Here is a 25,774-nt window from a genome sequence, read left to right on the forward strand (position 1 = left end):
TCGGCGGTGCCGATCGGGCCGATGTTGAAGTTCTCGACCAGGAAGTTCAGCACGTTCGGGGTGATGAAGGCCGGCAGGGTCGGTCCCAGCTTGATGTTCTTCACTCCGAGGTGGAGCAGGGTCAGCAGGATCGCCACCGCCTTCTGCTCGTACCAGGAGAGGATGAAGGAGAGCGGGAGGTCGTTGACGCCGCAGCCGAAGGCGCCGGCCAGGGCCACGGCGATCTGGATGGCGGAGTAGGCGTCGTTGCACTGACCGATGTCCAAAAGGCGCGGGATGCCGCCGATGTCGCCGAAGTCGAGCTTGTTGAAGCGGTACTTGCCGCAGGCCAGGGTCAGGATCACGCAGTCGCTGGGGACCTGCTCGGCGAACTCGGTGTAGTAGTTGCGCCCGCTCTTCGCGCCGTCGCAGCCGCCGATCAGGAAGAAGTGACGGATGGCGCCGGACTTGACCGCGTCGATGACCTTGTCGGCCACGCCGAGGACGGCGTTGTGCCCGAAGCCGGTGAGGATCTCCTTGCCCAGGTTCTCCTCGAAGCCGGGGAGCTCGAGCGCCTTCTCGATGACCGGGGAGAAATCCCACCCGGTGATGTTCTTGACGTCGGGCCACTGCACGAGCCCCCAGGTGAAGAGGCGGTCCTTGTAGCTGTCGGCGGGACGCTGGATGCAGTTGGTGTTGAAGATGATGGCGCCGGGGAAATTCGGGAGTTCCTTGGCCTGATCCTGCCATGCGCCGCCGAAGTTGCCGACGAGGTGCGGGTACTTCTTGAGGCCGGGGTAGCCGTGGGCCGGGATCATCTCACCGTGGGTGTAGATGTTGATCCCCTTGCCTTCGGTCTGCTTCAACAGCTCCTCGAGCATGCGCAGGTCGTGACCGGAGACCAGGATGGCCTTGCCCGCCTTGGTGCCCAGCTGGACGGGGGTCGGGACCGGGTGGCCGAAACTGTCGGTGTTGGCCTTGTCGAGGAGCTCCATCGCTGTCAGGTTGGTCTTGCCGCACTCCATGGAGAGGCCGACGAAGTCCATCAGGCCGAGGCTCTTGTCCAGGGTGGCGGCCATCGCCTTGTGGGTGAAGGCGTAGATCTCGTCGTTCTCCAGCCCCTGCACCAGTGCGTGGTGGGCGTAGGCGGCATATCCCTTCATGCCGTAGACCAGGATCTCCTGGACCGATTTGACGTCGGCATCGAGGGAAGGGTCGGCCTTGACGCCGTGCTGCGCGCCCAGGGCGATCAGCTCTTCGGTGCTGCCGGGATTGAAGGCCCTGGCAGCCTCCGGGATGGCGCCGGTGTAGGGGCCGTTATTTGCCTTCTCGAACAGGGTCTGGGCACGGTCGCGCTGTTTGGCTGCGTCGCGCACCAGCTTGGCTATTTCTTCGGCGTCGAAGTCGACGTTGGTGACGGTGGTGAAGAGGCCATCCAGCATGAAGCGGTCGATATCGGTATCCTTGGCGCCTTTCTGACGGGCGTTGTGGGCCCAGAAGGCGATCCCCTTCATGGCGTAGACGAGCTGGTCCTGCAGCGCCGCCACTTCCGGTTTCTTACCGCAGACGCCTACCTTGGAGCATCCCCCGTTGGCAGCCTGTTCACACTGAAAGCAAAACATGTCCATTTTTTCCCCCTTTTCCTTGGTGTTGGTAGTTGATGTCGAAAACCCGAGCCAGCTTTTAACCTTGTCTATCATTAGTTCCCCTGGGCCTCCGGTGGCCGGAAGCAGTTTATTATTCGGAGGAGCTTCATGCTCCCATCGTCTCAATCTCACTGGGTGCCGCCGTTCCGATGGTGGGACATTACCGTCAAAAGCCAACTCCAACCTTGACGTAAGTCATAAAATCGCACAATCTGCGTATCAGGGTCTTTTTTGTCCTGTAGCGCGCAAAGGACCGCCAACGCCGCCACAAGCCGGCTTCCCCTTGTTTTCGGGATCAGGAATTACGTAAGGTCATGAGAGGGAAGGTGACTCGATAGAGTGCAAGGCAGGGGACCATCGGGTGGATGCGCGATCACATCAAGTTCGTGAGCGACCGCTATCGGGAAAGCATTCCGGGGAGCTGAAACGATGCCCCTCCCGGGGAGGGGAGGGGCTGTCGGGGAGGTTTTAGTTGATGACGCCGCCGATCATGGCCCGGTAGATGTCGGGGCGCAGCACGAACTGCAGCGAAGAGGTGGTGGCGGTGCCGAAGGAGATGGCCTGGTCCCCGCCGATGGAACTGTTCAGGTTGAAGATCGGGCGCAGGTTGAGCCCGAGCTGCTTGAGATCCGCTTCGAAGACCGGACCGTGTATGGTGGCGAACTCCGCCAGCCGGTCCCATGTGGGAAGCATTTCTACGGGGATTGAGATTCCAACTGCAAGACGTACCAGATCCGGCATGTATCGCTCCTTTGCCTGAATATACCAGACGTATCGGAGCCAATCACCTAAACTTGAGCCTCCTTTTTAGACTCCCTCAGCTGCGCAATCCCTCTGCGCCGGCTACCGCCTCGCTTACCACGGCAGCGGGTTCCGAAAGGCTCACCAGCCGCTTCCAGAGGCAGACCGCGGCGGCCAGCAGCGCCAGGATCAGTGAGACCACGCCCTGCCATCCCAGCGAGCTCCAGAAGACGCCGCCGACCGTTCCCGACACGCTGGACCCGAGATAGTAGCTGAAGAGGTAGATGGAAGCTGCCTGGGCCCTTGCGGTGCGGGCCCTGCTGCCGACCCAGCTGGAGGCTATGGCGTGGGCGCCGAAGAAGCCGCAGGTGAAGAGGGCGATCCCGGTGACGATGGCGGTGAGGTCATATGACAGGGTCACCAGCGCCCCGAGCCCCATGGTCGCGAGGGCCGCAAGCAACATCCGGTCGCGCCCGAACTTCTCCACCTGGCGCCCCACCATCGAGGAGCTGAAGGATCCGAACAGGTAGACCAGGAAGATCCAGCTGACCACGGAGTGGCTTAAGTTGTAGGGTGAGGCGAGGAGCCTGAAGGTGATGTAGTTGTAGAGGGTGACGAAGCTTCCCATGACCAGGAACGATATGCCGTAAAGGCAGAGGAGCCCCTGGTCACGCAGCTGACCGATGAGCGAGCTGATGAGATAGCGGGCTACGAAGGGGCGCTCCTTGAAGTTCGAGGAAGGTGGCAGCGCCTTGGCGAAATAGAGACTGGCGAGGAGGCACGATACCCCTATCACCGCCAGGGCCGGCCGCCAGGAGAAGTGTTCGGCCATGGTGGCGGTGAAGATGCGGCCGGTCATGCCGCCGATGGCGTTGCCGCTTATGTAGAGACCTATGGCGGAGGTCAGCGATGCCGGGGCTATCTCCTCACTCAAGTAGGCCATGGCAACGGCGGGGAGCCCTGCCAGGGCGATACCCTGCAGCAGTCTCAGGGCTACCAGCGCCGGGAAGGTGTGGGTGAGCGAGGTGAAGAGGGCCAGTAGCGAGGTCACGACCAGCGAGGAGACCATCACCTTCTTGCGCCCCAAGGTCTCCGACAGGCTCCCGGCGAAGAGCATGGCGACCGCCAGTGAGCAGGTGGCCGCCGACAAGGGCAGGCTCCCCAGGGCCGCGGGAATCCCGAACTCGCGGGAGAAGACCGGCAGCAGCGGCTGCATGTCGTAAAGTGTGATGAAGGTGACGAACCCTGCCACGAAAAAGGCCAGGTTCACCTGCCGATATCTCCTCGTTCCCTTCCTGATCGATCCCATCGTTACCTCACTCTGTCTCTATCTCGCTCCTGTCAGGTCCCTCCTCCCCTCGCGGGGGTAGGGGGTGGGGGAGGGGCAGGGAGGAGAGCCCTGATGCAGACAATATAGCCCTTGCCTCACTATAAGAAAAATATATAATAACTATGGCTTCGATAAGTAATAATGATGGAGATGCCCATGGACGTCCGACAACTGAGGTACTTTCTTGAGGTTGCCAGGGTGAGGAGCTTCACCAAGGCGGCGCAGGGGCTGCGCATCGCCCAGCCCGCCATCAGCATGGCCATCAGGAAGCTGGAGGACGAACTCGACCTGGCGCTCTTCAACAGGCAGGACAAGAAGGTATCGCTGACGGCGGAAGGAGAGATCTTCCTTGGCCACGCCCGGCGCATACTGGACGATCTGAAGGCGGCCGAGTCGGAAATGGGGGAACTCAAGGGGCTGACCAAGGGGGAGGTGAGGATCGGCATCCCGCCGATGATCTCCGCCTACTTCTTTCCGGACATCATCAGGGATTTCAGGAGGAGCTATCCGCAGCTCCATCTTTCCGTTCACGGGGAAGGGGCGGGGCGGATCCAGAAGATGATCGCCGAGGGCGAGCTCGATATGGGAGTGGTCGCGGGGGAGAATTTCCCGTCCAACCTCGAGGTGCGCCACTTCCTGCGGGAGGAGGTGGTGGTCTGTGTGCCGCTCGACCATCCCTTCGCTTCGCGCAAGAAGGTGACCCTGGCCGAGCTGATCAGGGAACCGCTGGTCTTCTACAAGGAGGGGTATTACATCAGGGAATTCCTGAACGAGGCGCTCAAGGGAACCGGGGCCTCGCCCAACATCATCTTCGAGACCAACCTCTTCTCGCTGGTCAAGTCCCTGGTCAGAAACGGGACCGGGATCTCGACCTTCCTTAGGATGGTGGTGGCCGCCGACACGGACCTGGCCGCGGTGTCGTTCGACCCGCCGCTCTATCTCGACCTGCTGATCGCCTGGAAGAAGCACCTCTACCTGTCGCGGGCCAACCGGGCTTTCGTCGATTTCCTGCTGGAGAGGGTCTCCGGAGGACTAGGGACTAGGGACTAGGGACTAGGGACTGCCGCCGTAGCTAGCCCAGGAGCTCGATCAGCTTCTCGGCCATCTTGTCGGGGGGGAGTACGAAGTCTATCGCGCCGGTCTGGGCCGCGGCCTTGGGCATCCCGTAGATGGTCGAGGACTTCTGGTCCTGCGCCATGGTGATCCCGCCGATGCTCTTGATGTGCCTGATCCCTGCGGCGCCGTCCTTGCCCATGCCGGTCATGATGGCGCCGATGATCTTGCCGCCACCGAGCTGCCTGGTGATGGACTCCATGGTCACGTCCACCGACGGCTGCACGTAGTTTACCCGGGCCCCCTCGCAGAGGACGATCTTCTGGTTCCCGTCCAGCTTCAGGTGGAAGCCCCCCGGCGCGAGGTAGATGTTTCCCGGCCTCAGGTACTCCCCGTCCTGGGCCAGTGCCACCGGCATGTGCGCCGCTACGGCCAGCCCCTGGGCGATCCGGTAGTCCATCTGGGGGGTGATGTGCAGCACGATCACGAACGCCGCGTTCAGGGGAGGGAGCTGCCTGAAGAGCGCCTTGAGCGTCACCGGCCCCCCGGTGGAAATGCCTATGATTACGAGGTTCTTTCTGCTCATGCGATGTCGGCGTTCAAAAGGGTCAGGTAGTATTGCAGGGATTCGATCAGCTCGTCCGGGCCGAAGGGCTTGGTCAGGTAGTCGGTGACGTACTCCTGCACCCCGTCCATCTTGGCGTCCGGCTCCCCCATCCCGGTCAGCATCACGATCAGGTTCCCGGGATAGAGCCCCCGCTCCACCATGGCGCGGATGGTGTCCCAGCCGTCCATCTCCGGCATCATGATGTCCATCAGGATCACCCCCCTAAAGCCCGCCTCCAGGTGCTCCAGGCACTCGGCCCCGGAGGCCGCGGTGGTCAGGTCCAGCTCGACCGACTGGCAGATGATCTCCACCGAGGCCCTCACGTATTCGTTGTCGTCGACGATCATTATCCTGTTGTTCATGCTCTTCCCTCCGAGCGTTGTAAAGGTTTTTTCCACAACTTAAGGGTGAAGTAGAAGGAGGTTCCCTCTCCGATGCCGGGACTTTCGGCCCAGATCCTCCCCTTGTGGTTCAGGACTATCCTCTTGCAGATCGCCAGCCCCAACCCCTGGGTGTTGAGGTCGTGACGGGCGGCATCGGCCTTGAAGAACTCGTCGAAGATCTGCGCGCTCTGTCCCGGCTGCAGCCCGACCCCGTCATCCCGGACCGAGACCACCACCGTCTCCCCCTCGATGAGGGTGGCGATGCGGACGGTCCCGTCTTCCCTGGCGTAGCGGGCCGCGTTGGAGAGGAGGTTGTCAAGGAGGAGGTTCAGTTGTTCCGCCGCCGCCTGCACGATCACCGTGTCGTCGACCTCATTAAGGCAGCTGATGCCCCGCCGGGCGAAGAGGGACATGCAGCCGTTGAGGCAGGTTTCCACCGCCCCCTTGAGCGCCACCGGCATCGGTTCCAGGGGGGCCTGCCGGCAGGAGAGACGCACCAGCTCCAGGGCCTTACCGCTCAGGTTCTCGATCTGGCTCACGCTCTTCTGGCAGATTTCAAGCATCTTCTGGACCCCCGGGTCGTCCACCTTCTTCCTGACCATGGGGAGGAGCGCGAAAAGCGGCGTGAGCGGGGTCTTCAGGTCGTGCCCAAGCTGCGCCATCAGGGATTCCATCATGCCTGAATGATGCAGCTGCGCCTCCAGCCTGGAGCGTTCCTGCTCGACGCGCCTGAGCTCGGTCACGTCGCGCACCGACTGGATCCCCCCCACCTTGCAGCCCTGCATGTTGTAAAGGGGGGTGGCCGCGCTCCACAGCCAGCAGACCTCGCCATGCAGCATGACCCGGACCTCGGCCGTGAGCGTCTTCCCGTCCCTCTTCACGCCGGGGTAGGTCAGCTCCTGGACGTCATGGTCCGCGTCCAGCATGTCGATCAGAGTCACTCTGCGCATGCCGTGGAAGGGGACGGCGTAGGCGCAATCGCCACGCCCCAGGACCTCCTCCTTCGGTACGCCGGTCAGCTCCTCGATGGCGCGGTTCCAGGCCATCACCTTCCCTTCCTGGTCGACCACGAAGGTGGCATCAGGGAGGAACTCCAGGATGTCGGAGATCCTGCGGTAGGCTTCCATCGCCTCCTGCTGCGCGCGCTTGCGTTCGATGATGTCGGCCTGCAGCGCCTCGTTGGCCCGGGCCAGCTCCACCGTCCGCCTGCGGACCGCCTCCTCGAGGCTGGCCATCTTCAATTCCGCCTGGCGGGTCATCTCCCACTTGGCGGTCAGGGTGCTGGCCAACTGGCAGACCTCGATGGCGTCGAAGGGCTTCTTCAGTACCAGCAGCCGGTCCCCCACCTCCAGCCGCTCCAGCACCTCCTCCCAGCTGTAGTCGGAATAGGCGGTGCAGATCACCACCTGGAGCCTTGGGTCGGCCTCCCAGAGGCGTTCGATGGTCTCCACCCCGTCCCACCCCGGGGGCATGCGCATGTCCACGAAGGCCATGGCGTAGGGGAGGTCCTGCTCCAGCGAGGCCCTTACCTTGGCCAGACCCTCCTGGCCCTGGAAGGCCGAGTCCAGCTGGAAGCGCAGGCTTCGCTCCTGCGGCTTGGTGCCGAAGAGGGCGCTCTCGAACTCGGCCAGCTCGGCGGCCGGCCCCTGGTCGCTCAGGATCTTCCTGAAGTCCTCGTGGATGGCCGGGGTGTCGTCGATCAGCAAGATGCGCTTGTTACCGGTTTCGTTCATAATGTCTCTCCTGCTCCTTTAACCGGGAGCTCCAGGGTGAAGCTCGCTCCCCTCCCGGGTCCTGCGCTTTCCACGGTGAGGCTCCCCCCCATTTCCCTGGCGGCGACGGCGCAGCTGTGGAGGCCGAAGCCGTGCCCCCCCTTCCTGGTGGTGAAACCGTGGGTGAAGATTTTTTTCAGGTTTTCGGCGGTGATCCCCTCGCCGCGATCGGTGACGCGGATCCGCAGCCTGGCGCTTGCGGCATCCACCGTGATGGTCAGCCGGCGTGATGCCACCGGAGCGCCCTGCATGGCCTGCCTGGCGTTGCTGATCAGGTTGACCAGGATCTGCAGCACCCTCGCCTTGTCCAGGGGGAGCGTCGCGACGCCGCTGAAGTCCCTCTCCACCGTGACCTCGTGGCGTACCAGCGCTCCGAGATTGATGCGGATCGCGTCCTCGATGAGCTCCCTCAGCTCCACCTCCTCGATCAGGCTTCCGGCCCCGGCGTACGACTGCTGGGTGGCCACCACCTCCTTGATGTGGTCGACACTGCGGGAGAGCCGGGAAAGCTCCTCGCCCATCAGCTTGCGCTCCTCGGCCAGGGCCCGGGCCACCTTCTCCAGGTACTCCGGCAGGAGCCTCCCCTTTTCGTCCTCGGTCAGATACTCCCCGAGCCTGGCCGCGTGCTCATTCAGAAGGGCGACCGCCATTACCAGCCCCGGCACCTTCGAGCGCCGCACCTGGGCTGCCACCAGCCCGGCCGAAATGTTTACGCTGTTCAATACGTTCCCCACGTTATGGAGCACGTTGGTGGCGATCTCGGCCATCCCCGCCTGCCGGGCCGCGGCCACCAGCTCGTGCTGGGTCTCTTCCAGCTCGGACGTCCGCTCCCGCACCCGCTCCTCGAGCTTCTGGTAGAGGAGGGCGTTCTCCAGGGAGACGGCGAGCTGGCGGGCGATCAGGGTCACGGCATCGAGACGCTCGGCGCTGAAGGCTCCGCGGGAGAGACTGTTTTCCAGAAGGAGCACCGCGCTGAGAGCCCCGTGGCTCACGATGGGGACCCCCAAAAGCGAGCACTGCCCGAGGGGGGCGAGGTAAGGGTCGTGCCTGAAGCGGTCGTCCTCCTTCGGATCATCCAGAAGGAGCGGCTCGAGCGTGCGCTCGAGGTAGCGAAAGACCGCCAGGGGGAGGAGCCTTCGGGAGGCGGCCTCCTCGAGAGGGAGCGGGGCCGGGAGCTCTTCCCCCCGGGGCTGCGGCAGGAGCGTCCACTGCTGGTCCCGGTCCAGCCGGACCACGAGGGCCACCGAGGTGGCGCCGGTCAGCGCCTGCAGCACCTCGACCACCTGGGCCCTCAGCCGGTCAAGCCCGGTCTCGGAACTGAGCGCCTGCGAGGCCCGCAGCACCGCCAGCAGATCGACCGTGTCACCCGATACCGTCTCCCCCTCCGCCTCCGGGGCTTTTCCGCGGGAGGCGTGCAGGAATGCATGGGCCTTCTCCAGCTGCCGCACCTTCCCCGTCGCTCCCCACTGCCGGTAGAGTCCCCTCGCCTGGGCCAGCAGTCCCCTTGCCCCCTGCTCCAGCCCGTGCTCCAGGTGGAAGAGAGCCGCGCGCTCGGCGATGAGGGCCCGGTGCCAGCGCCGGGTGCAGGGGTCGGCCATTCCCAGCGCCTGGTCGAAGGAGTGCAGGGCGGCACGGAAGTCCCCCGCGGCCCAGGCCTTCTCGGCATCCACCAGGCGCAGCAGATGGAGGAAATTGGCCGGCGCGTCGGCCGCCCGCAGGGCCAGCCACTCACGCGAGACCTCCAGCCGGGCCAGGAGCCCGCCGCGCTCCGCGTCCGCCGCCTCCCGTGCCTGCCGGGCCAGGCTCAGGGCGTTCAGGAAGTGGACGTGGGCGGTGGCGTAGTTCCCCTCGTTGCAGGCGACAAGCGCGAGAGCAAGCGCGGTGTAGCGCGCCAGGGAGTCGGCGTCGCCGAAAATGGCCGAGGCTACGGCGCGGTGGGTGTGGAAGCCGGCCGTTGCCGCCGGATTGCCCTCGAGGGCCGCCAGATGCGAGGACTCATCGAAATCGGGTCCATCGAAACTCCCGGGGCTTGCGGTCTCCCCGCGCAGGCTACGCAGCAGCTGCCGCCAGGTGAGGAGCGTGGTGAGCACGAAGCCGTTGCGCGTGCGCTGGGCCAGCGCCCCCCCCTCCTCCAACTCGGTCTCGAAGCCGTCGAGGGTGGGTGTGCAGTCGAGGAGAACGCCGGAGCTGGCCACGAAGGTGAAGGAGGCGAACTGCAGCTCACCGCCGCGCAACAGCCCCTCCCGCGCCCAATGCGCCTGTCGCACGGTCTCCTCGATGGGCTGGTGCCACGGCAGGCCGTAGATGCAGAAGAGCACCCGGGCGTGCGCGAGCTCGGTCTGGTAACCGCGCGCCGTTCCTGCCGCCAGGGCGCGACGGATGGCGCGGTAGCCGGTGCGGTAATCCTGCCGGGCGACCGTGACGCACCCGATATGGCAAAGTGGCGGGAGGAGCAGCGGGCTCGGTCCCTGCTTCTCCCACAGTCGCAGGGACTGCAGCACGAGCCAGGACAACAGGGCGCGATCGGTGAAGAAGGCGCCGGGGAGTATGCGGTTGACGACCTTGGCGATGGCCATGGGTTGCGGGTCGCTCATCTCCGCCCGCTCGAGGTCCCGCTGCCGGTCATCCTGCTCGACCCAGCGATAGAAGTCCCCCAGGCCGGTCGCAATTCTCACCTCCAGCTCATCGCCCTGCGGCACCTCCAGTCCCAGCTGCCGCAGCATGGCCAGGCCCAGCTCTACCGACTCCAGGGTGCGCCCGCGGTTCATCAGGCTGCTCATCTGCACGCAGGCGGCATCGGCGAGGTCCATGGTGGTGAGCGACGCCCCCTCTATCAAGGCGTAGACCCGGTCGGCCTCGTCAAGGGAGCCGATGGTGTACAGTGCGGCGTGCCGCTCGCACAGTATGCCCAGTAACAGCGGGTCGCAAGCCACGTCGCCGTTGGCCTCCAGGAGGGTTACGGCAGCGGCAAGGAGGCGCTCGGACAAGCCATTGTTGATCAGCCGGCAGCGCGCCGCCGCATCCCGGAAGAGCGAGGCGGCCACCCGGCGCTCGGCCGGGTCGGTTATCGACTGGCAGACCGGGAGGTACTGCTCCGCGGCCGCCGTCTCGAACCCCCGCTCGGAGAGCCGCCGCGCCAGGACCAGGTGCAGGGCATCGCGCGCGCCGGGGGCGAGGCGGCCGTAGGCTGCCTGCTGCACCCGGTCATGCCTGAAACGGAGCGAGCCCTGAGGGGCATGCCCTGCCACCAGCAGGCCGTCCTCCAGCAAGGGGGCCGACTCCTCTTCGAGATGGTAAGGAGAGAGGCCGCTGGCGCACTGCAGCAGCGGGAGAGAGAGCTTCCCGCCGAGGCAGGCCATGATATCGAGTAGCTCCCTGGCACCGGCCGGGAGCCGCTCGATCCGGTGGCCGAGGAGGTCGACCACATTTCCGGTCCCGAGGTGGCCGCGGACGGCGGCACCGTCCCATCTCCACCCTGTCTCCGTCGGGACCAGCATCCCTTCCCGCCTGAGTGCGTTTACCAGCTCAACTGTGTCAAACGGGTTTCCTCCGGTGCTGGCCGCCGCTGCCGCGGCCAGGGCGGCAGAGTCTTCCCCGTCAAGCCGCAGCATCTCCTGCAGCAGTTGCCCGATTTCCGGCGGGGCGAGGTTGTCGAGCTCCAGCACCAGCGGCGCATCTAGTCCGTCCCTGCACCCCAGCAGCCGCCAGAGGGGATGGCCGGTCTTCACCTCACCGTCGCGGTAGCTGCCGACCAGCAGCAGGCCGGGGATCGTGCAGGAGAGGAGCCCTGCCACGAAAGCACAGGCGGTGGGAGAAGCCCACTGCAGGTCGTCGAGCACCAGCACCACCGGACGCGCCGGCGAGGCGATCCCCCGCAACAGATCGAGCCCGGTCTGGATCAGCCGGTCCGTCCGTTGGTCCCCCTCCAGGAGGGCGGGAGCAGTCCCCAGCAGGAGGGCGAATCCCCGGTTCATGGCCGCGGCCAGGGCGGCATTCGGGCCGACCGCGTGGAGGATCTCCTCCCTTATGGCGGCCATTTCCTCCTCAGGCTCAGCCAAAAGGAGCGCGGCCAGGGCGGCCAAGGCCTGCACCACGGCGTCGGAGGCGACGTCCTGGCGGTGCTGGTCGAACTTCCCGGCGGCGAAGAAGCCCCGGCGCGCGGTGACCACCGGCCGCAGCTCGTTTATCAGGGCACTTTTGCCGACTCCGGGGCCGCCGGCCACCAGGACTCCCCTGACCTCCCCCCGGCAGGCACCCCCGAAAGCCTCGCGCAGGGCGGCTATCTCCCGGCTCCTGCCGATCAGCCGCGAGGGGGGGGAGAGCCGCAGGGGGAAATCGCGCCGGCCCAGCGGGAAGACCTCCTCGCTCCCCCGTGCCAGGGCGTCGGCCAGCCTCTTCAGGTCCCAGACGAGCCCCTCGCCGCTCTGATAGCGGCGGTCCGGTTCCTTCTCCAGCAGGCGCATGATGATACGGGAGAGCCCCCGCGGCAGCTGCGGGTTGATTTGGTCAGGCGGAGAGGGGACCCGGGCCAGGATGTCGTGGATCAGCTGCAGCGGATCGCTCTCGGTGAAGGGGGCGGCGCCGGTGACGAGGTGATAGAGGGTGGCGCCCAGGGCGTAGAGGTCGGCGCGGTGGTCGACCGGCCAGCCGGTGCGACCGGTCTGCTCCGGTGAGAGGTAGGGGAGCTCGCCGGCGATCTCCCGGTGGTGCAGGAACGGTGGCCGGTCATCGGCGAAGGTGGTGGCGAGGCTGTAATCCACCAGCATGACCCTGAGTGGGGCGAAGGCGCAGACGATCTTGCCGGGGGACAGGTTGCGGTGGGCCACTCCGGCCCGGTGCAGCCGGGAGAGGATGGCGGCGAGTTGGAGGGCCAGCTCCAGCAGGAGCGGAACCTCGATCTGGCCGGGGGGCAAGGTCTCCGCCAGCGTGCCGGCGCCGAAATCCTCGACCGCCAGGGTGCCGGGGAGGGGGTAGGAGACCAGGCGCGGGATACCATCCAGCCCCTGAAGCCGCTCCAGTATCCTCGTCTCGTGACGCAGCCGCGGCAGGGCCCTTGCGCCCAGGAACTCCTTGCAGATCATGCTCCCGGCCCGGGGGCGCTTCCTGCGGAAGATCCTGGTCTCCTCGTTGAGGAAAAGGGTCTCGTCCTCCTCCCGTTCCGGCCCCGGGTCGGGGGCGTGGAGCGGGGGCGGCGCTGCCTGGTGGCGGCCGCCGGTCTCCGGGATGAGGCTCTCGAGGCTGTGACCGGGATCCCCCGGTAAGTGTGACATCTGGTCTTCGCTCCGCCGCGTCTGAGGTGATTTCCGAACCGTGCTGGTAGCTGTGCGGCTGAAGCATGAAGCAGACCGCGCCCGGAGCCGGAAGGCATCCCTCTTATCGGGACGCGGACAGATTACTTTAGAGGGGAAAAGCCTCCCCTCACGTTGCTCCCATCCCTTCCCCGACACCGCGTGCCTGGTGGACGAGTTCAGGCACCTGCGACGACGGTGGGGGCCAGCGGCTTAGCTTCCCCGGCCGCACCGCGGAAATTGTTGCGTATCCTGGCCTTGACCAGGCTCGGGCTGTAGGGCTTGGTGATGTAGTCCACCGCCCCGAGCTGAAGCCCCCTGCGCACGTCCTCCTCGGCGGTCATGGTGGTCACGAAGATCACCGGGATCTCCCTGGTCTTCTCGCCCGACTTGAGCCTTTCGCAGACCTCGAAGCCGTCCATCCCCGGCATCCTGACGTCGAGCAGGATCATGTCCGGGACCGGGTCGGTCGCGGCCAGGGCCAGGCCGCGCGCCCCGTCCCGGGCTGCGATGATCTGGTACTCGCCGGACAGGATCGCCATCAGTACCTGGATGTTCTCCGGGGTGTCGTCCACTATCAGGACCTTCCGCCTCTCCTCTGCCATCGCTCCTCCCTCACTGGTCATTTCCGCACCCCTCCTGCTCCAGCATCCGCTCGATCTTCCCGCGGCTGTCGACAGCCCCGTCGAAATCGAAGTTCTCTATCTGCCGCTCCATCCGTGCGAACTCCTCCTCCACGGCCGTTCCCTCCAGCTCCCTTCTCAAAAGCTCCTTCAGCACCAGGGCCCGGTCGAGGTCCCGGTCGAACAGGGAGCACATCTGGTCGAGCAAGGCCCTGGCCGCCCCGGCATTCACCTGCCGGGAGGCCGCTCCCCCCCCCTCGGGATGGCCTTCGCCCAAATAGCTCTCTATCCAGGAGAGGGACCGCGAGAGCTCGTGGTCGAACTCCTCCAAGAGCCTCCCGGTAGCCTGGGGATCCCCCCCCCTGATCCGGCTCTCCAGCAAGCGCGCCGTCCCGGACAGGGTCCCGGCCCCTATGGTCCCCGAGACCGAGGTCATGGTATGGGCCAGCCTCGCCGCCGTTGCCCACTCCTCCCGGGCCAGCTCCCCGGCAATCTCCGCAGTGGCGCCGCGGCGCTCCAGGAACTGGAGGAGGAGGCGCCGGTAAAGCCGCAGGTCGTCGCAGCAGTAGCGGAGTCCCGCGGCAAGGTTGACGGCCGGTGCCTCGGCCGGGGGGGGCTGGGGAGCCGACCCCGCCAGGGCGAACTCGAGGCAGAAGGAGAACTCGCTCCCGGCGCCGCTCTCGGAAACCACCTCGAGTTCCCCCCCCATGAGCCGGACCAGCTCCCGGCAAAGGGCGAGCCCCATCCCGGTCCCGCCGTGGCGTCTGGTGGTGGAGGCGTCGAGCTGGCTGAAGGGATGGAAGAGTCTCCCCAGCTCCTTGGCAGGTATCCCGCAGCCGCTGTCGGTCACCGTGAAGAGGAGGGTGCGTCGCTCCTCGCTCCCCCCCGCCATCCGCACCCGGAGCTCCACCGTCCCCCGCTCGCTGAACTTGATGGCGTTTTGGCAGAGTTCGGTCAGCACCTGCTCCAGTCGGCGATGGTCTCCCACCAGGGGAAGGGGGGGGAGGGGGGCGTCCACCAGGAAGCGGAGCCCCTTGCCGCGGGCCTGCTCGGCCAGCGGGGGCGTGAGTCGCTCCAGGACCTCCCCCAGATGGAACTCCCCCGGCTCCAGGCCGAGCCTCCCCGACTCCAGGCGGGAGAAGTCCAGGATCCCCTCGATTATTCCCATCAGCGAGTCGGCCGCGGCTCTGGCCTTGCTGATGAAGAGCCGCTGGGTGCTGGTGAGCTCGCCCAGCAGGGCCAGGTGGGTCATCCCCAGGATGGTGTTCATCGGGGTGCGGATCTCGTCCCCCACGTGGGCCAGGAACTCGCTCTTGGCGCGGCTCCCGGCCCGGGCCTCGTCCCTCGCCCGCAACAGGTCGCGGTTGGCCAGCTCGAGCTCCGCCGTCCGCTGCCGGACCAGGCTCTCCAGGTGGGCCATCTTCAGCTCGGCCTGCCGGCTCGACTTCCACTTGGCGCTCAGGGCTCCGGCCAGCTGGCTCACCTCCCCCTTGTCGAAGGGCTTTTTCAGGATCAACAGCCGGTCATCGACCGAGAGCCTCTCCAGGAGCTCCTCGAAACGGTCGTCGGCGCAGGCGGTGCAGATCACGATCTGCAGCCTGGGGTCGGCCTCCCACAGCCGCTCCACGGTCTGCAGCCCGTCCCAGCCGGGGGGCATCCACATGTCCACGAAGGCCACCGCGTAGGGCCTCTGCGCCTCCAGCGCCCGCAGCAAGAGCTCTAGCCCTTCCGCCCCCTGCAGGGCCGAGTCGACCTCGAATCCGTGGCGCGACCTGCCGCGTCCCCTGCCGAAGAGGGCCGATTCCAGCCGGTCCAGCCCTTCCACCGGCTCCTTCGCCGCCAGGATCTTGACGAAATCGTGGTGTATCGACGGGGAGTCGTCGATGACCAGTATGCGCCGGTTGTCGGACCCGCTCATGGTTCCTCCTCCGGGACCGGGAGCTCCAGGACGAAGGAGGCTCCCCGCCCCGCACCCTCGCTTCGCGCCGTCAGCGTCCCCCCCATCTCCCGGGCAGCCAGGGCGCTGGCGTGCAGCCCGAAGCCGTGTCCGTTCTTGCGGGTGGTGAAGCCGTGGCTGAAGATGCGGGAGAGGTTGTCGCCGGCGATCCCTTCCCCCCGGTCGGTCAGCGTGATCCGCACCCTTCCCGGGACGAGCTCCACGGTGACGGTCAGGCGCCGCTCGCCGTGGGGGAGCCCCTCCATGGCATGGCTCGCGTTACTTACCAGGTTGATCAGGATCTGCAGCACGCGCGCCCGGTCGAGGGGGAGCAGGGGGAGGGGGGAGAAGTCCCGCTCCACCGTGAGCGCGCTTTCGCCCGAGGTCGCCAGGTTCAGGCGCAGCGCGTCCTCGATCAGCTCCCGCACCTGCACGGGCTCCACCACCCTGGCCGCCCCGGCGTGGCACTGCTGGGTGGCCACGATGTCCTTGATGTGATCGACGCTCTTCACCAGCCGGGAGAGCTCCTCCACCATTTCCCGCTGCTCGTCGGAGAGGTTCCGGGCCAGCCCCTTCAGGTATCCGGGGAGGAGCCTCCCCTTCGGGTCATGGGTCAGGAAATGCCCCAGGTCCCCGGAGTTCTCCTCCATGAGCTCGACCGCCCTCGAGAGCCCCCAGACCCTCCACTCCCTGATCCTCTCCGCCGCCACCCCTGCGGAGACGTTGACGCTGTTGAGGACGTTCCCCACGTTGTGCAGCACGTTGTTGGCGATCTCCGCCATCCCCGCGTGCCGGGCCGCGGCCATCAGCTCGCTCTGGGCCTCCTGCAGCTCGCGGGTCCGCTCCCGCACCCGCTCCTCCAGCCGCTCGTAGAGGAGGGCGTTCTCCAGCGAGACGGCCAGCTGGCCGGCGACCAGGGTCACCGCGTCCACGAGGTCCGTGGTGAAGGCGCCGCGTGACAGGCGGTTCTCCAGCAAAAGGACCGCGCGTGGGGCCCGCTGGTTGAGGATGGGGACCGCCAGCGCGGAGCAGCACCGGCACCCGGCCAGGTAGGGGTCGTGGCGGAAGCGGTCGTCGACGGTGGCGTCCTCCACCATGAGGGGCTTCAGGGTGCGCCGTGCGTAGTGAAAGAGCGACAGGGGGACGAGCCTCAGCTCCGCCGCCCGCTCCAGGGGGAGCGACTCGGTCCCCTGCAGACCCCGCCCCGGCAAAAGCCGCCACCTCCCGCCCTCTTCGTCCATGACCAGCAGCGAGACCGCGGTGGCCCCGGTCATCACTTCCAAAAGCTCCACGACCAGCGCGGTGAGCCGCTCCAGCGAGGTCTCGGAGCTCAGAGCCTGGGAGGCGCGCAGGATGGCCAGCAGGTCGATGGCGTCGGCCGAGATGGCCTGGTCGACTTCGGGGCCGTGGCTGCGCCTGGGGCGAAGGACGGGATGGGCCGCCTCCAGCTTCCTCACCTTGGCGATCGCCCCCCAGCCGAGATAAAGCTCCTTCGCCTCCGCCATCAGCATCCCGCCCACATGGCTTAGCCCCATTTCGAGCTGGAAGAGGGCGGCGCGCTCGGTGATCAGGGCCCGCTGCCAGGGGAGCCGGAGCTCCCTGGTGAGGCTCAGGGCGGCATCGAAGGAGGCGGCCGCCGTCTCGCGCTCACCCACCGCCCAGCCCCGCTCCGCATCGAGCCACCTCGACAGGTGCAGGAAGGTCCCCGGGGCGTCCTCTGCCCGGCCGGCGATGAAGAGGCGCTCCTCGTCGAAGAGGGCCAGGAGACGCTCCCGCTCCGGGGGGGCGGCCGTCCTCGCCTGCTGCGCCAGGGAGAGCGCCATGGTCAACGATGCCTGGGCCATGGCATAGGTCCCCACCAGGTGGGAGCGGAGCGCTTTGGCCCGGGCGGCGTGCAGCGCAAGCTGTTCGGCGTCGCCGTTGAGGGCGGCGGAAATCGCCCCCACCACGTGCGACAAGGCCGTTCCCTGCCAGTCGTCCCCCGCCGCGGCCCGGGACACTTCCTGCGCCGGCACCCGGCCGCGGGGCCGGCCCTGCAGGCCCGGCTCCCCACGCAGCTGGCGCGCCAGGGTGCGGTAGGGCGCGAGGATGGCCTCGGTATGGGCGTTGCCGGTGCGCGCGGCGAAGGCCGCGGCCCGGTCGAGCTCGGCGGCGAAGCGCTCCAGGGTGGGGGCGCAGTCCAGGAGCTGCACGATGCTGGCGTAGTAGGTCAAGCAGGCGTTCAGGAGGTCCCCTCCCTGCACCAGCCCCTGCTCGGCCCGTAGCGCCCTGGCCACGTTTTCCTCGAGTGGGGCGAACCAGGGGGCCACGGTCATGCAGTAGAGAAAGCGCGACTGGGAGGCATCCGCTTCCCACCCCCTGGACTCGCTGACCTCCAGCACGTGCCGCACCGCGGCTCCCCCCAGTCGGAACTCGCCGGAGAGCGAGATGGTGACGAAGGCGAGGTGGCTCAAGGGCCCGACCAAGGCGGCACAGGGTCCGTGTTCGGCCCAAAGCCGCCGGCTTTCGGTGACCAGCCACCACGAAATCATGGCGTCGTTGCAGAAATAGGCGGGGGGGATGATGCGGTTCATCATCCTGGCCGCGGCCAGCGCCGTCGGGTCGGCCAGTTCCGGCCGCTCCAGGTCTCCCCGCCACTCCCCGCTCTCCATCCAGCGGTAGAAATCCGCCAGACCCGAGCGGGTGGCACCCTCCAGCACCGCCGGTTCCGGGAGTGCGAACCCCAGCTCCCTGAGGAACTCGAGCCCGAGAGCCACGGCCTGCTGCGGCAGAGCCCGGCTGGTGAGGCTGCAGACCTGGAGGCAGGCGGCGTCGGCTCGCTGCAGCGGCGAGCGGGAGAGTCTCTCGATGCGCCGGTAGGCCTGGTCCGCCTCCTCCAGCCGCCCCAGGGAGTACAGGGCCGCCTGCCGTTCGCTTTCCAAGGTCACGACAAGCCCTCCCTCCTCCTCCCCCTCCCGGTCATCCAGCAGGGAGAGCGCCGCCTCGAGGAAACGCACCCCCTCCCGGAAGTTGATCCCTCTGGTGCTGACCGCGGCCGTGAAGAGAATATCGACCACCCGCCGTTTCTCGCCCCGGTCCTCCAGCACCTCCAACGCCGGCAGGTACTGCTCGGCAGCGAGGGGCTCGAGACCTTCCCGCTGCGACAGCCTGCGGGCGAGGCAGAGGTGGAACCGGCGCCTTGGCTCATCATGCAGGGCCCGGTAGGCCGCCTGCTGCACCCGGTCATGCCGAAAGCGTACCCGGCCGTTCTCCACGGAGACCACCACCCCGTCCTCCAGGGGGGCCACCAGCCGCTCCTCTAGTTCCTCCATGTTGAGCCCAGCGGCGAGGGCCAGGAGCTCCCGCTCCACCTCCCCACCCAGGCAGGCCATGGTCCCGATCACCTCCTGCGACCCAGCCGGGAGCTTCTTCAGCCGCCCATCGAGGAGTTCCACCACGTCCCCCTCACCGAGGTGCCGCCGTATCTCCTCCTCCCGCCACTTCCATCCCTCCCCCCCCTGCATCAGGGCGCCGTCGCGTCTCAGGGCGTTGATGAACTCGGTGGTGTCGTAGGGGTTGCCGCCGGTGCGCTCCGACACCACCCGGGCGAGCTTCTCCGCCTCGTGCGGCTCCAGCCGCAGCATCTCCTGGATGAAGAGGCTCTGCTCCCGGGGGGCGAGGTTTTCCAGCTTGAGGAGGAGCGGCCCCTTCGAGACCTGGTCCGGGCGGGTCAGCGTATAGAGGGTATGGGAGGGGGTGGGTTTGTCGTCCCGGAAGGAGCCGACCAGGAGGAACCCGGGAATGGCCTCGCCGGCGGCCATGGCCTCGACCAGCCCCAGCGGGGTGGGGGCGGCCCACTGCAGGTCGTCCACCACCATCACCAGGGGGCGCTCCGGCGAGGCGACCGCCCGCAGTATGTCCAAAGACGCCTGGACCAGCCGCTCCTTGACGTTGACCGTGTCGTCGCCGGCCGCCTCCGGGACGTCCCCCATGAGGAGGGCGAACTCCGGCAAGGTGGCCGCTATCCGTCCCGCGTTGACCCCCAGGCTCTCCAGCAGCGTGCGCCGGTAACAGGCGTGCTCGGCCTCCGGCTCGGCCAAAAGGAGCCTCCCCAGCCCCCTGAAGGCCTGGTAGACGCCGTCGGCGGTGAGGTCCCGGCGGTACTGGTCGAACTTGCCGGTGGTGAAAAAACCGCGCCGCGCCGCCACCTGCGGGCGCAGCTCGTTCACCAGGGTGCTCTTGCCGACCCCGGGGGCTCCCGTCACCAGCAGGCACGACCCCTCTCCCCTGATGGCTCCTTCGAACGATTCCGTCAGGGCGGCGACCTCCCTCTCGCGTCCGATCAGCCGGGACGGGGGGGAGAGCCTGAAGGCGAAATCCCGCTCTCCCGGGACGAAGTCCTCTCCCAGGCTTTCTCCCCTTTCCAGGGCCGCGGCCATCCGGGACAGGTCGTGGGCCACCCCCTGGGCGCTCTGGTAGCGGCGGTCGGGCTCCTTTTCCAAAAGGCGCATGATGATGTCCGACAGCGCCCTGGGGACCCTCGGGCTCCGCCAGGCGGGGGGCACCGGCACCAGCGCCAGGATGTCGTGGATGAGCTGCAGCGGGTCCTTCTCCTGGAAGGGTGGAACTCCGGTGGTCAGCTGATAGAGAGTGGCGCCCAGCCCGTAGAGGTCGGCCCGCTGGTCCACGCCCCTGCCGGTGCGTCCGGTCTGCTCGGGTGCGAGGTAGCAGAGGGTGCCGGTGATCTCGCGGTGGTGCACGAAGGCCGGGCGCTCCTCGGCGAAGGTAGTGGCGAAGTTGAAGTCGACCAGCACCGGTTCCAGCCCCGGGGTCACCAGCAGGTTGTCCGGGGTCAGGTTCCTGTGGACGACCCCCTGCCGGTGCACCTCCGCCAGAATCCCCGCCACCCTGGCGGCCAGCCTGACCAAGGCCGGGATCTCCAGCCCCAGCTCCCGCAGCACGTTCGGCAGCGGCCGCGCGGAGCTGTCCTCGATAGCCAGGGCCTCGGGGGGAAAAGCCCCCCGGGCCAGCCTCGGCACCCCCTCGACCGCCGAGAGCCGCTCCAGGATGCGCCTTTCGTGCCGCAGCCTGGTGAGCGCGTCGGGGCCCAGCATTTCCTTGAGAATCACGGACCCTGCACCGGGGATCCTGCGGCGGGAGACCCGGGTGAATTCCCCCATGCACAGGAGTTCGTCGCTGCCGGATACGGGCTCTGCCCCGCTCTTTTCCAGGCGGACCCTAATCACCGCTCCCCCTCAAGTATCCCGCTCCCGGCCTCGGCGCGGTTGATCACCACGTGCACCCTCTCCAGGAACTGCTCCACGGTGAAGGGCTTGGCCAGGAAAATGGCCTCCTGCGGGATGGTGCTCTGGGGGGGGAGGAGGTTGCCGGTGTAGCCGGAGATGTAGAGCACCGGCAGCGAGCCATGCCCATCGAGGAGCCGGTCGTAGAGCTCGGGGCCGCTCATCTGCGGCATGACCACGTCGGTGGCCAGCAGGTCGATCTTCCCCTCCCCGGCCGCGAGCTCCAGGGCCTGGGAGGGGAGGGCGGCGGAGAGCACGCGGTAGCCGGCCGAGGTCAGGAGTTCCCCCGCCATCTCCCTGATCATGGCGTTGTCCTCCACCAGCAGCACCGTCGCCCCCCTTCCTTCCTCCCGGGCCTGTGACAGTGTCTCCGTCCCCGGCTGGGGATGGGCGCCGTCGGCGGCCTGGGGGAGGTAGATCCTGAACATGGTCCCGTCCCCGGGGCGGCTCTCCACCTCGATATAGCCTCCATGGTGCTTGACGATGCCGTAGACGGTGGCCAGCCCGAGCCCGGTCCCGCGCCCCGCCTCCTTGGTAGTGAAGAAGGGCTCGTAGATCCGGTTCAGCGTCTCCTCGGACATGCCGCAGCCGTCGTCAGTGCAGGCCAGCAGCACGTAGGCCCCGGCCGCGGACCCCGGGTGCTTTAGTGCGTACTCGTCGTCCAGGATCACGTGTCCCGTCTCCACAAGGATCGAGCCGGTGCCGGAGATGGCGTCCTGGGCGTTGACCATGAGGTTCAGGATCACCTGCTCCAGCTGGCCCCGGTCCGCCACCACCCGGGAAGGGGCCGGGGAGAGCTTGAGCTCGATGGCGATGCTTTCCCTGACCGTGGTGCGCATGATGTCGCCGAAGGAGGTGATGACCTCGTTCAGGTCGACCGGCGCCACGCTCAGCACCTGTTTCCGGCCGAAGGAGAGGAGCTTCTGGGTCAGCTCGCTCGCCTTGTGGGCCGCGCGGCTGACCGCGTCCACCATCTTGACCTGCTGGCTCTCCTCGGGGAGGCCGCGACGCAGCATCTCGGCGTAGACGATGATCGGGGTCAGGAGGTTGTTGAAATCGTGGGCCACCCCGGCCGCGAGCCGTCCCACCGCCTCGATCTTCTGGCTGTGGCGCAACTGCTCCTCGAGGCTTCTGCGGCTCTCGTCGCCGCGCACCCTTCCGATGGCGATGCCCGCCAGGTGGGCGGCCGACTCGATCAGCAGGATCTCCTCCTCAGAAGGGAGGGTCGGCAAGCGGTGGTAGATGGCCAGCGTGCCCAGCAGGGCCCCGCCGGAGGAGAGGACCGGCTCGGACCAGCAGGATCTCAGCCCGGCATCGCGGGCGGCCTGGAATCCCTTCCACCACGGGTGCGGCTCGATGTCCTCGACCACCACCCGCTGCCTCAGGAAGGCGGCGCTGCCGCAGGACCCCCTCCCCCTGGCGATCAGCAGGCCGTCCACCGCCTTGTTGTACTCGTCCGGGAGACTGGGCGCCGCCCCGTGCCTGAGCCTCGCCCCCGGCTCGTCGGCCAGCAGGATGGAGCAGAGCGCCCCGGGGCTCTCCTCCTCCACAAAGGAGACGATGCAGTTCAGGAGGTCCTCCAGCGGCGCGTCGGTCGCGATCCGCTCCAGGACCTCGAGCCGCCTCCTCTCCCTCTGCTCGACCCGCCTCCTCTGGGAGATGTCCCGCACCATGCTGAGGATCACGGGGCGCCCCCCGCCGGTCACCATCCGCGAGTGCACCTCGACCGGGATCAGCGAGCCGTCCTTGGCCAGGTAGGCGCTTTCGAAGCAGGCCTCGCCGCACTCCCTGAGCGTCTGCAGGTTCGCCCCTATCTGGGAAGCGAACTGCGGGGGCTCGATGTCCTGGAGCCTCGCCCCCGCCAGCTCGGCCACGCTGTAGCCGGTGAGGCGGCTTAGGGCCTGATTGAAATGGATCAGCCGCCCCTCCTCGTCTATCTGCAGGATCACGTCGGAGGCTGCGTCGATCTGGGCCGCCTTGATGGCGAGCTGGAGCTGCTGCCCGCTGACCAGCGAGTGCGCGGCCCTGAGCCGGTCCAGGTGGCTGAAGAGGATCCTGGTGAGGGCCAGGATCACCAGGCAAAGACCGACGGCGAGGGCCGACTGCCTGGTGGCGCGGCCGTACCAGGGGGCCAGCACATCATCCTCGTTAAAGGCCACCACCGCCACCACGGGGAAGCGGGAGAGGCGCTGGTAGGCCACGATCATCGGGGCCTTTTCCACAAAACCCTTGCGGCCCCGGTATACGCCTGAGGGGGATTTGGGGAGCTTCTCCCGGAAGAGCTCCGAGCCCCTGAGGTTGAGACTCTCGGCCTCCTTGGGGTGCGGCTCGTAGACCAGCGGCACGCCGTCCTCGCGGATGAGGAGCACCGCCCCGCCCAGGCCCATCTGCCGGGGGTTGAAGAACCTGCTGAAGTACTCGGTCTCGAACCCCAGCGCCATCAGCCCCGCGAAGGGCTCACCGGGGGCATTGATCGGCCGCATCAGGTTGAAGCGCCGCCGCCCCACCAGGCGGCTCACCAGCGGGTTTCCCAGCGAGAGGTCGAGCCCCGGGGTGTGGAGGTAGCGACGGAAGTAGTCGCGGTCGGAGACGTCGATCTGCCGGGAGGGGAATTCATCGGAGTTGACGCGCATGGTCCCCTTGCGGTCGGCTATGAAGAGGGTCCCGATCTGGGGTGAGTCTCGCATCTGGGTCTTCATGTGCCGCTGGAACTGCGCCTGGTCGATCCTTTCCAGCCCCCCGTTCCTCTTGAGCTCCCTCAAGAGCTCGCGCAGGATGGCATCCGCCTCCGAGAAGGCGCTCTCGCTGTGCTCGGAAAGGGCGCGGGCGTTCCCCGCCGCCAGCCGCTCGGCCGCCGCGATCACGTCCCTGCGCTCGGAAAGGATGCCGACCGCCGAGATGGATACGACAGCCACCACGGTGATGCCTACGAAGAGGCGGATGCGTCCCTTGATGGTATCGATGGAGATATTCATGGTCCCTCTTACCTTCCTTACCCTGCCCTGTTGCTCAATGCCCCTGCTGTCCCTTTTTCAGACCTTTGAGGGTGAAGAGGATGGTGGTGCCTCGCCCCTTGCCCGGGCTCACGGCCCAGATCCTCCCTCCGTGGTTTACCACGATCCTCTGGCAGATCGCCAGCCCCAGCCCCTGCGCGTTCAAATCGTGCCGCGCGCTGTCGGCCTTGAAGAACTCGCTGAAGATCAGCGAGGTGTGCTCATTCTCCAGGCCGATGCCGTCATCGTGCACCGAGACCGTTACCGTCCCCTCCCTCTCCTCCCCCTGCAGCCGCACCTTTCCGCCCTCGGCCCCGTAACGGGCCGCGTTGCTGAGGAGGTTTGAGAGGAGGAGCTCCAGTTGGTCCCTGGCCCCCAGTACCTGCAGCTCGGGATCGATCAGGTTGTGGCAGCTCATCCTGCGCTGGGCGAGTTGATCCGCCACCCCCTGCATCGCCTGCTCGGCCACCTGGGCCAGGGGAACTGCCAGAGGTTCGGGATGGTTGGCCGGGGAGGAGAGGCGGACCAGGTGCAGCGACTTCTCCGCCAGACCCTGGATCTGGTCGGCGCTCTTCTGGCAGATATCCAGCATCCGGGCGAGCTGCGGGTCCGCCACCCCCCTGGCCACCATGGGGAGCAGGGCGAAGAGCGGGGTGAGAGGGGTCTTCAGGTCGTGGCTTAGCTGGACCATGAGGAGCTCGGTCATCCGCGAGTGGTGCATCTGGGCCTCCAGCTTATTCTTTTCCTGAGCCGATTTCCTGAGATCGGTGATGTCGCGGATGGTCTGGATGCCGCCGATCTGCTCCCCCTCACGGTCGAAGAGGGGGGCGGCCGCTCCGCGCAGGATGCAGTCCTCGCCGCCGCGGTAGCCCTCGATGCGCATCTCGCCGAAGATGGTGCTCCCCGCCTTCTTGCCGTTTTCGTAGCGGCGGGCGATCTCCTCCTCGTCCTCATCGAGCAGGTCGATCAGCATCTCCCTGCGCCTGCCATAGAAGGGGAGGGAGTAGTCGAGCTCCCCCTTGCCCAGGATCTGCGTTTTCGAGACCCCGGTCATCGCCTCCATGGCCCTGTTCCAGGCGATCACCCGCTTCTCCCGGTCAACCACGAAGACGCCGTCGGGGATGAATTCGAGGATGTCGGAGGTGCGCTGGTAGGCGTTCCTGATCTCCTCCTCGGCCGCCTTTCTCTCGGTGATATCGAGCATCACCCCGACGATCCCCCCCGGCCCCCCCAGCTCGTCCCAGAAGGTCGCCTTGTAGAAGATGACGTCGTGGCAGGTGCCGTCGGCGTGATCGACCCGGCTCTCGTAGCACTGGGAGCCGGGATTCTCCATCAGCTCCCGGTCCATCTGCCGGCAGCGCCGGGCCAGATCCTCGGGCCATACCTCGTCCACCGTCTTGCCCATCAGTTCCTCCGCGCTCTTGCCGAGGAAGAGTTCCAGCGCCTTGTTGAAGCCGCTGTAGCGCCCCTCGCGATCCCTGTAGAAGAGCGGGATGGGGATGGTGTCGGAGAGGATCCGCAGGAAACTGAGCTGCTTCTGCATGGCGTCCTCGGAGCGCTTGCGCTCGCAAAGGAGGAGCAGTGCGCAGAGGACGAAGATTCCCGCCAGGGTGCCGTTGATAGCCTGGATCCTCCGGCAGGTCAGCTGGTAGCCGGCCAGGTACTCGTCCTTCTTGACACCGACGAAGAGCGCGCCGATGATCTCCCCCGACCGGCCGCGGATCGGTTCGTAGGCTGACAGGTAGGAGGCGCCCATGACGATGGCTTCCCCGCGATAGGGTGACCCCTTGCCTAAGACGGCCTCGTAGGCCGGGCCCTTGAGCCTCGTCCCCTCCGCCCTGCGGCCGTCGTCGAGAAGGACGCTGGTCGCCACCCTGGTGTCGTGCATGAAGATGGTGGCCCTGCTCCCGGTGATGGCGAGGACCTTGTCGGGGATCTCGTTGTTGCCGTTGATGCGGTACTCCCCGGTCCACAGGGCTCCCTTCTCGATGCGGAAGTCGCGCCCCCTGGCATTGACCAGTTCCCGCAGGGTCGAAAGGCTCCGCTCCTGCTGCAGCCGGGCCTGCCTGAGCGCCTCCTCGCGCACCTGCCCCAGCACGAGGTGGTTGGCGAGGATCATCCCGAGTGCCACCGTGATGGCG

At 67.1% G+C, this 25,774-nt stretch carries 13 protein-coding genes; 1 reads left to right on the top strand and 12 read right to left on the bottom strand.

Translation table 11 applies throughout. The annotated features are described in order from the left end of the window. From hcp to AC11W3_RS16320, 3 genes are all read right to left on the bottom strand, one after another. Positions 1 to 1,679: hydroxylamine reductase (hcp, locus tag AC11W3_RS16310; protein WP_484093364.1), on the bottom strand; the 1,679-nt coding region annotated here is incomplete at its 3' end. Between the two features lie 414 nt (positions 1,680 to 2,093). Then, a complete protein-coding gene (locus AC11W3_RS16315) occupies positions 2,094 to 2,366 on the bottom strand; it encodes a hypothetical protein (protein ID WP_484090979.1) in 273 nt (90 codons plus the stop codon). A 76-nt stretch (positions 2,367 to 2,442) separates the two neighbouring features. Then, positions 2,443 to 3,675, bottom strand: a complete 1,233-nt coding sequence (locus AC11W3_RS16320; RefSeq protein WP_484093365.1) for an MFS transporter — start codon at positions 3,673 to 3,675, stop codon at positions 2,443 to 2,445. 177 nt (positions 3,676 to 3,852) lie between these two features. On the opposite strand from AC11W3_RS16320, the gene AC11W3_RS16325 reads away from it, so the two are divergent. Then, positions 3,853 to 4,746: a LysR family transcriptional regulator gene (locus AC11W3_RS16325; RefSeq protein ID WP_484090981.1), complete on the top strand. Its 894-nt coding sequence runs from the start codon at positions 3,853 to 3,855 to the stop codon at positions 4,744 to 4,746. Positions 4,747 to 4,768: 22 nt separating this feature from the next. Here the strand turns inward: AC11W3_RS16325 and AC11W3_RS16330 are convergent, their stop codons facing one another. The 9 genes from AC11W3_RS16330 to AC11W3_RS16370 form a co-directional block, all read right to left on the bottom strand. Beyond that, positions 4,769 to 5,335, bottom strand: coding sequence for a CheB methylesterase domain-containing protein (locus tag AC11W3_RS16330; protein WP_484090982.1), 567 nt, complete (start codon positions 5,333 to 5,335; stop codon positions 4,769 to 4,771). After that, positions 5,332 to 5,718 (bottom strand): response regulator, encoded by a 387-nt coding sequence (locus AC11W3_RS16335; RefSeq protein ID WP_484090983.1) that lies wholly within the window; start codon positions 5,716 to 5,718, stop codon positions 5,332 to 5,334. The genes AC11W3_RS16330 and AC11W3_RS16335 overlap by 4 nt, the downstream gene beginning before the upstream one ends. Continuing rightward, positions 5,715 to 7,472, bottom strand: a complete 1,758-nt coding sequence (locus AC11W3_RS16340) for an ATP-binding protein (protein ID WP_484093366.1) — start codon at positions 7,470 to 7,472, stop codon at positions 5,715 to 5,717. The genes AC11W3_RS16335 and AC11W3_RS16340 overlap by 4 nt, the downstream gene beginning before the upstream one ends. Continuing rightward, positions 7,469 to 12,781, bottom strand: a complete 5,313-nt coding sequence (locus AC11W3_RS16345; RefSeq protein WP_484093367.1) for a trifunctional serine/threonine-protein kinase/ATP-binding protein/sensor histidine kinase — start codon at positions 12,779 to 12,781, stop codon at positions 7,469 to 7,471. The genes AC11W3_RS16340 and AC11W3_RS16345 overlap by 4 nt, the downstream gene beginning before the upstream one ends. Positions 12,782 to 12,978: 197 nt before the next feature. Next, the gene (locus AC11W3_RS16350) at positions 12,979 to 13,404 is read right to left on the bottom strand and encodes a response regulator (protein ID WP_484093368.1); all 426 of its coding nucleotides are present in this window, start codon (positions 13,402 to 13,404) and stop codon (positions 12,979 to 12,981) included. A 10-nt stretch (positions 13,405 to 13,414) separates the two neighbouring features. Next, a complete protein-coding gene (locus tag AC11W3_RS16355; RefSeq protein ID WP_484093369.1) occupies positions 13,415 to 15,340 on the bottom strand; it encodes an ATP-binding protein in 1,926 nt (641 codons plus the stop codon). After that, the gene (locus AC11W3_RS16360) at positions 15,337 to 20,583 is read right to left on the bottom strand and encodes a trifunctional serine/threonine-protein kinase/ATP-binding protein/sensor histidine kinase (RefSeq protein ID WP_484093370.1); all 5,247 of its coding nucleotides are present in this window, start codon (positions 20,581 to 20,583) and stop codon (positions 15,337 to 15,339) included. The genes AC11W3_RS16355 and AC11W3_RS16360 overlap by 4 nt, the downstream gene beginning before the upstream one ends. Further along, positions 20,580 to 23,615: an ATP-binding protein gene (locus AC11W3_RS16365; protein WP_484093371.1), complete on the bottom strand. Its 3,036-nt coding sequence runs from the start codon at positions 23,613 to 23,615 to the stop codon at positions 20,580 to 20,582. Before AC11W3_RS16365 ends, AC11W3_RS16360 begins: the two co-directional genes overlap by 4 nt. Before the next feature lie 34 nt (positions 23,616 to 23,649). Then, a partial coding sequence (locus tag AC11W3_RS16370) for a cache domain-containing protein (protein WP_484093372.1) occupies positions 23,650 to 25,774 on the bottom strand: 2,125 nt, incomplete at its 5' end.

This window comes from Geomonas sp. (assembly GCF_056994735.1).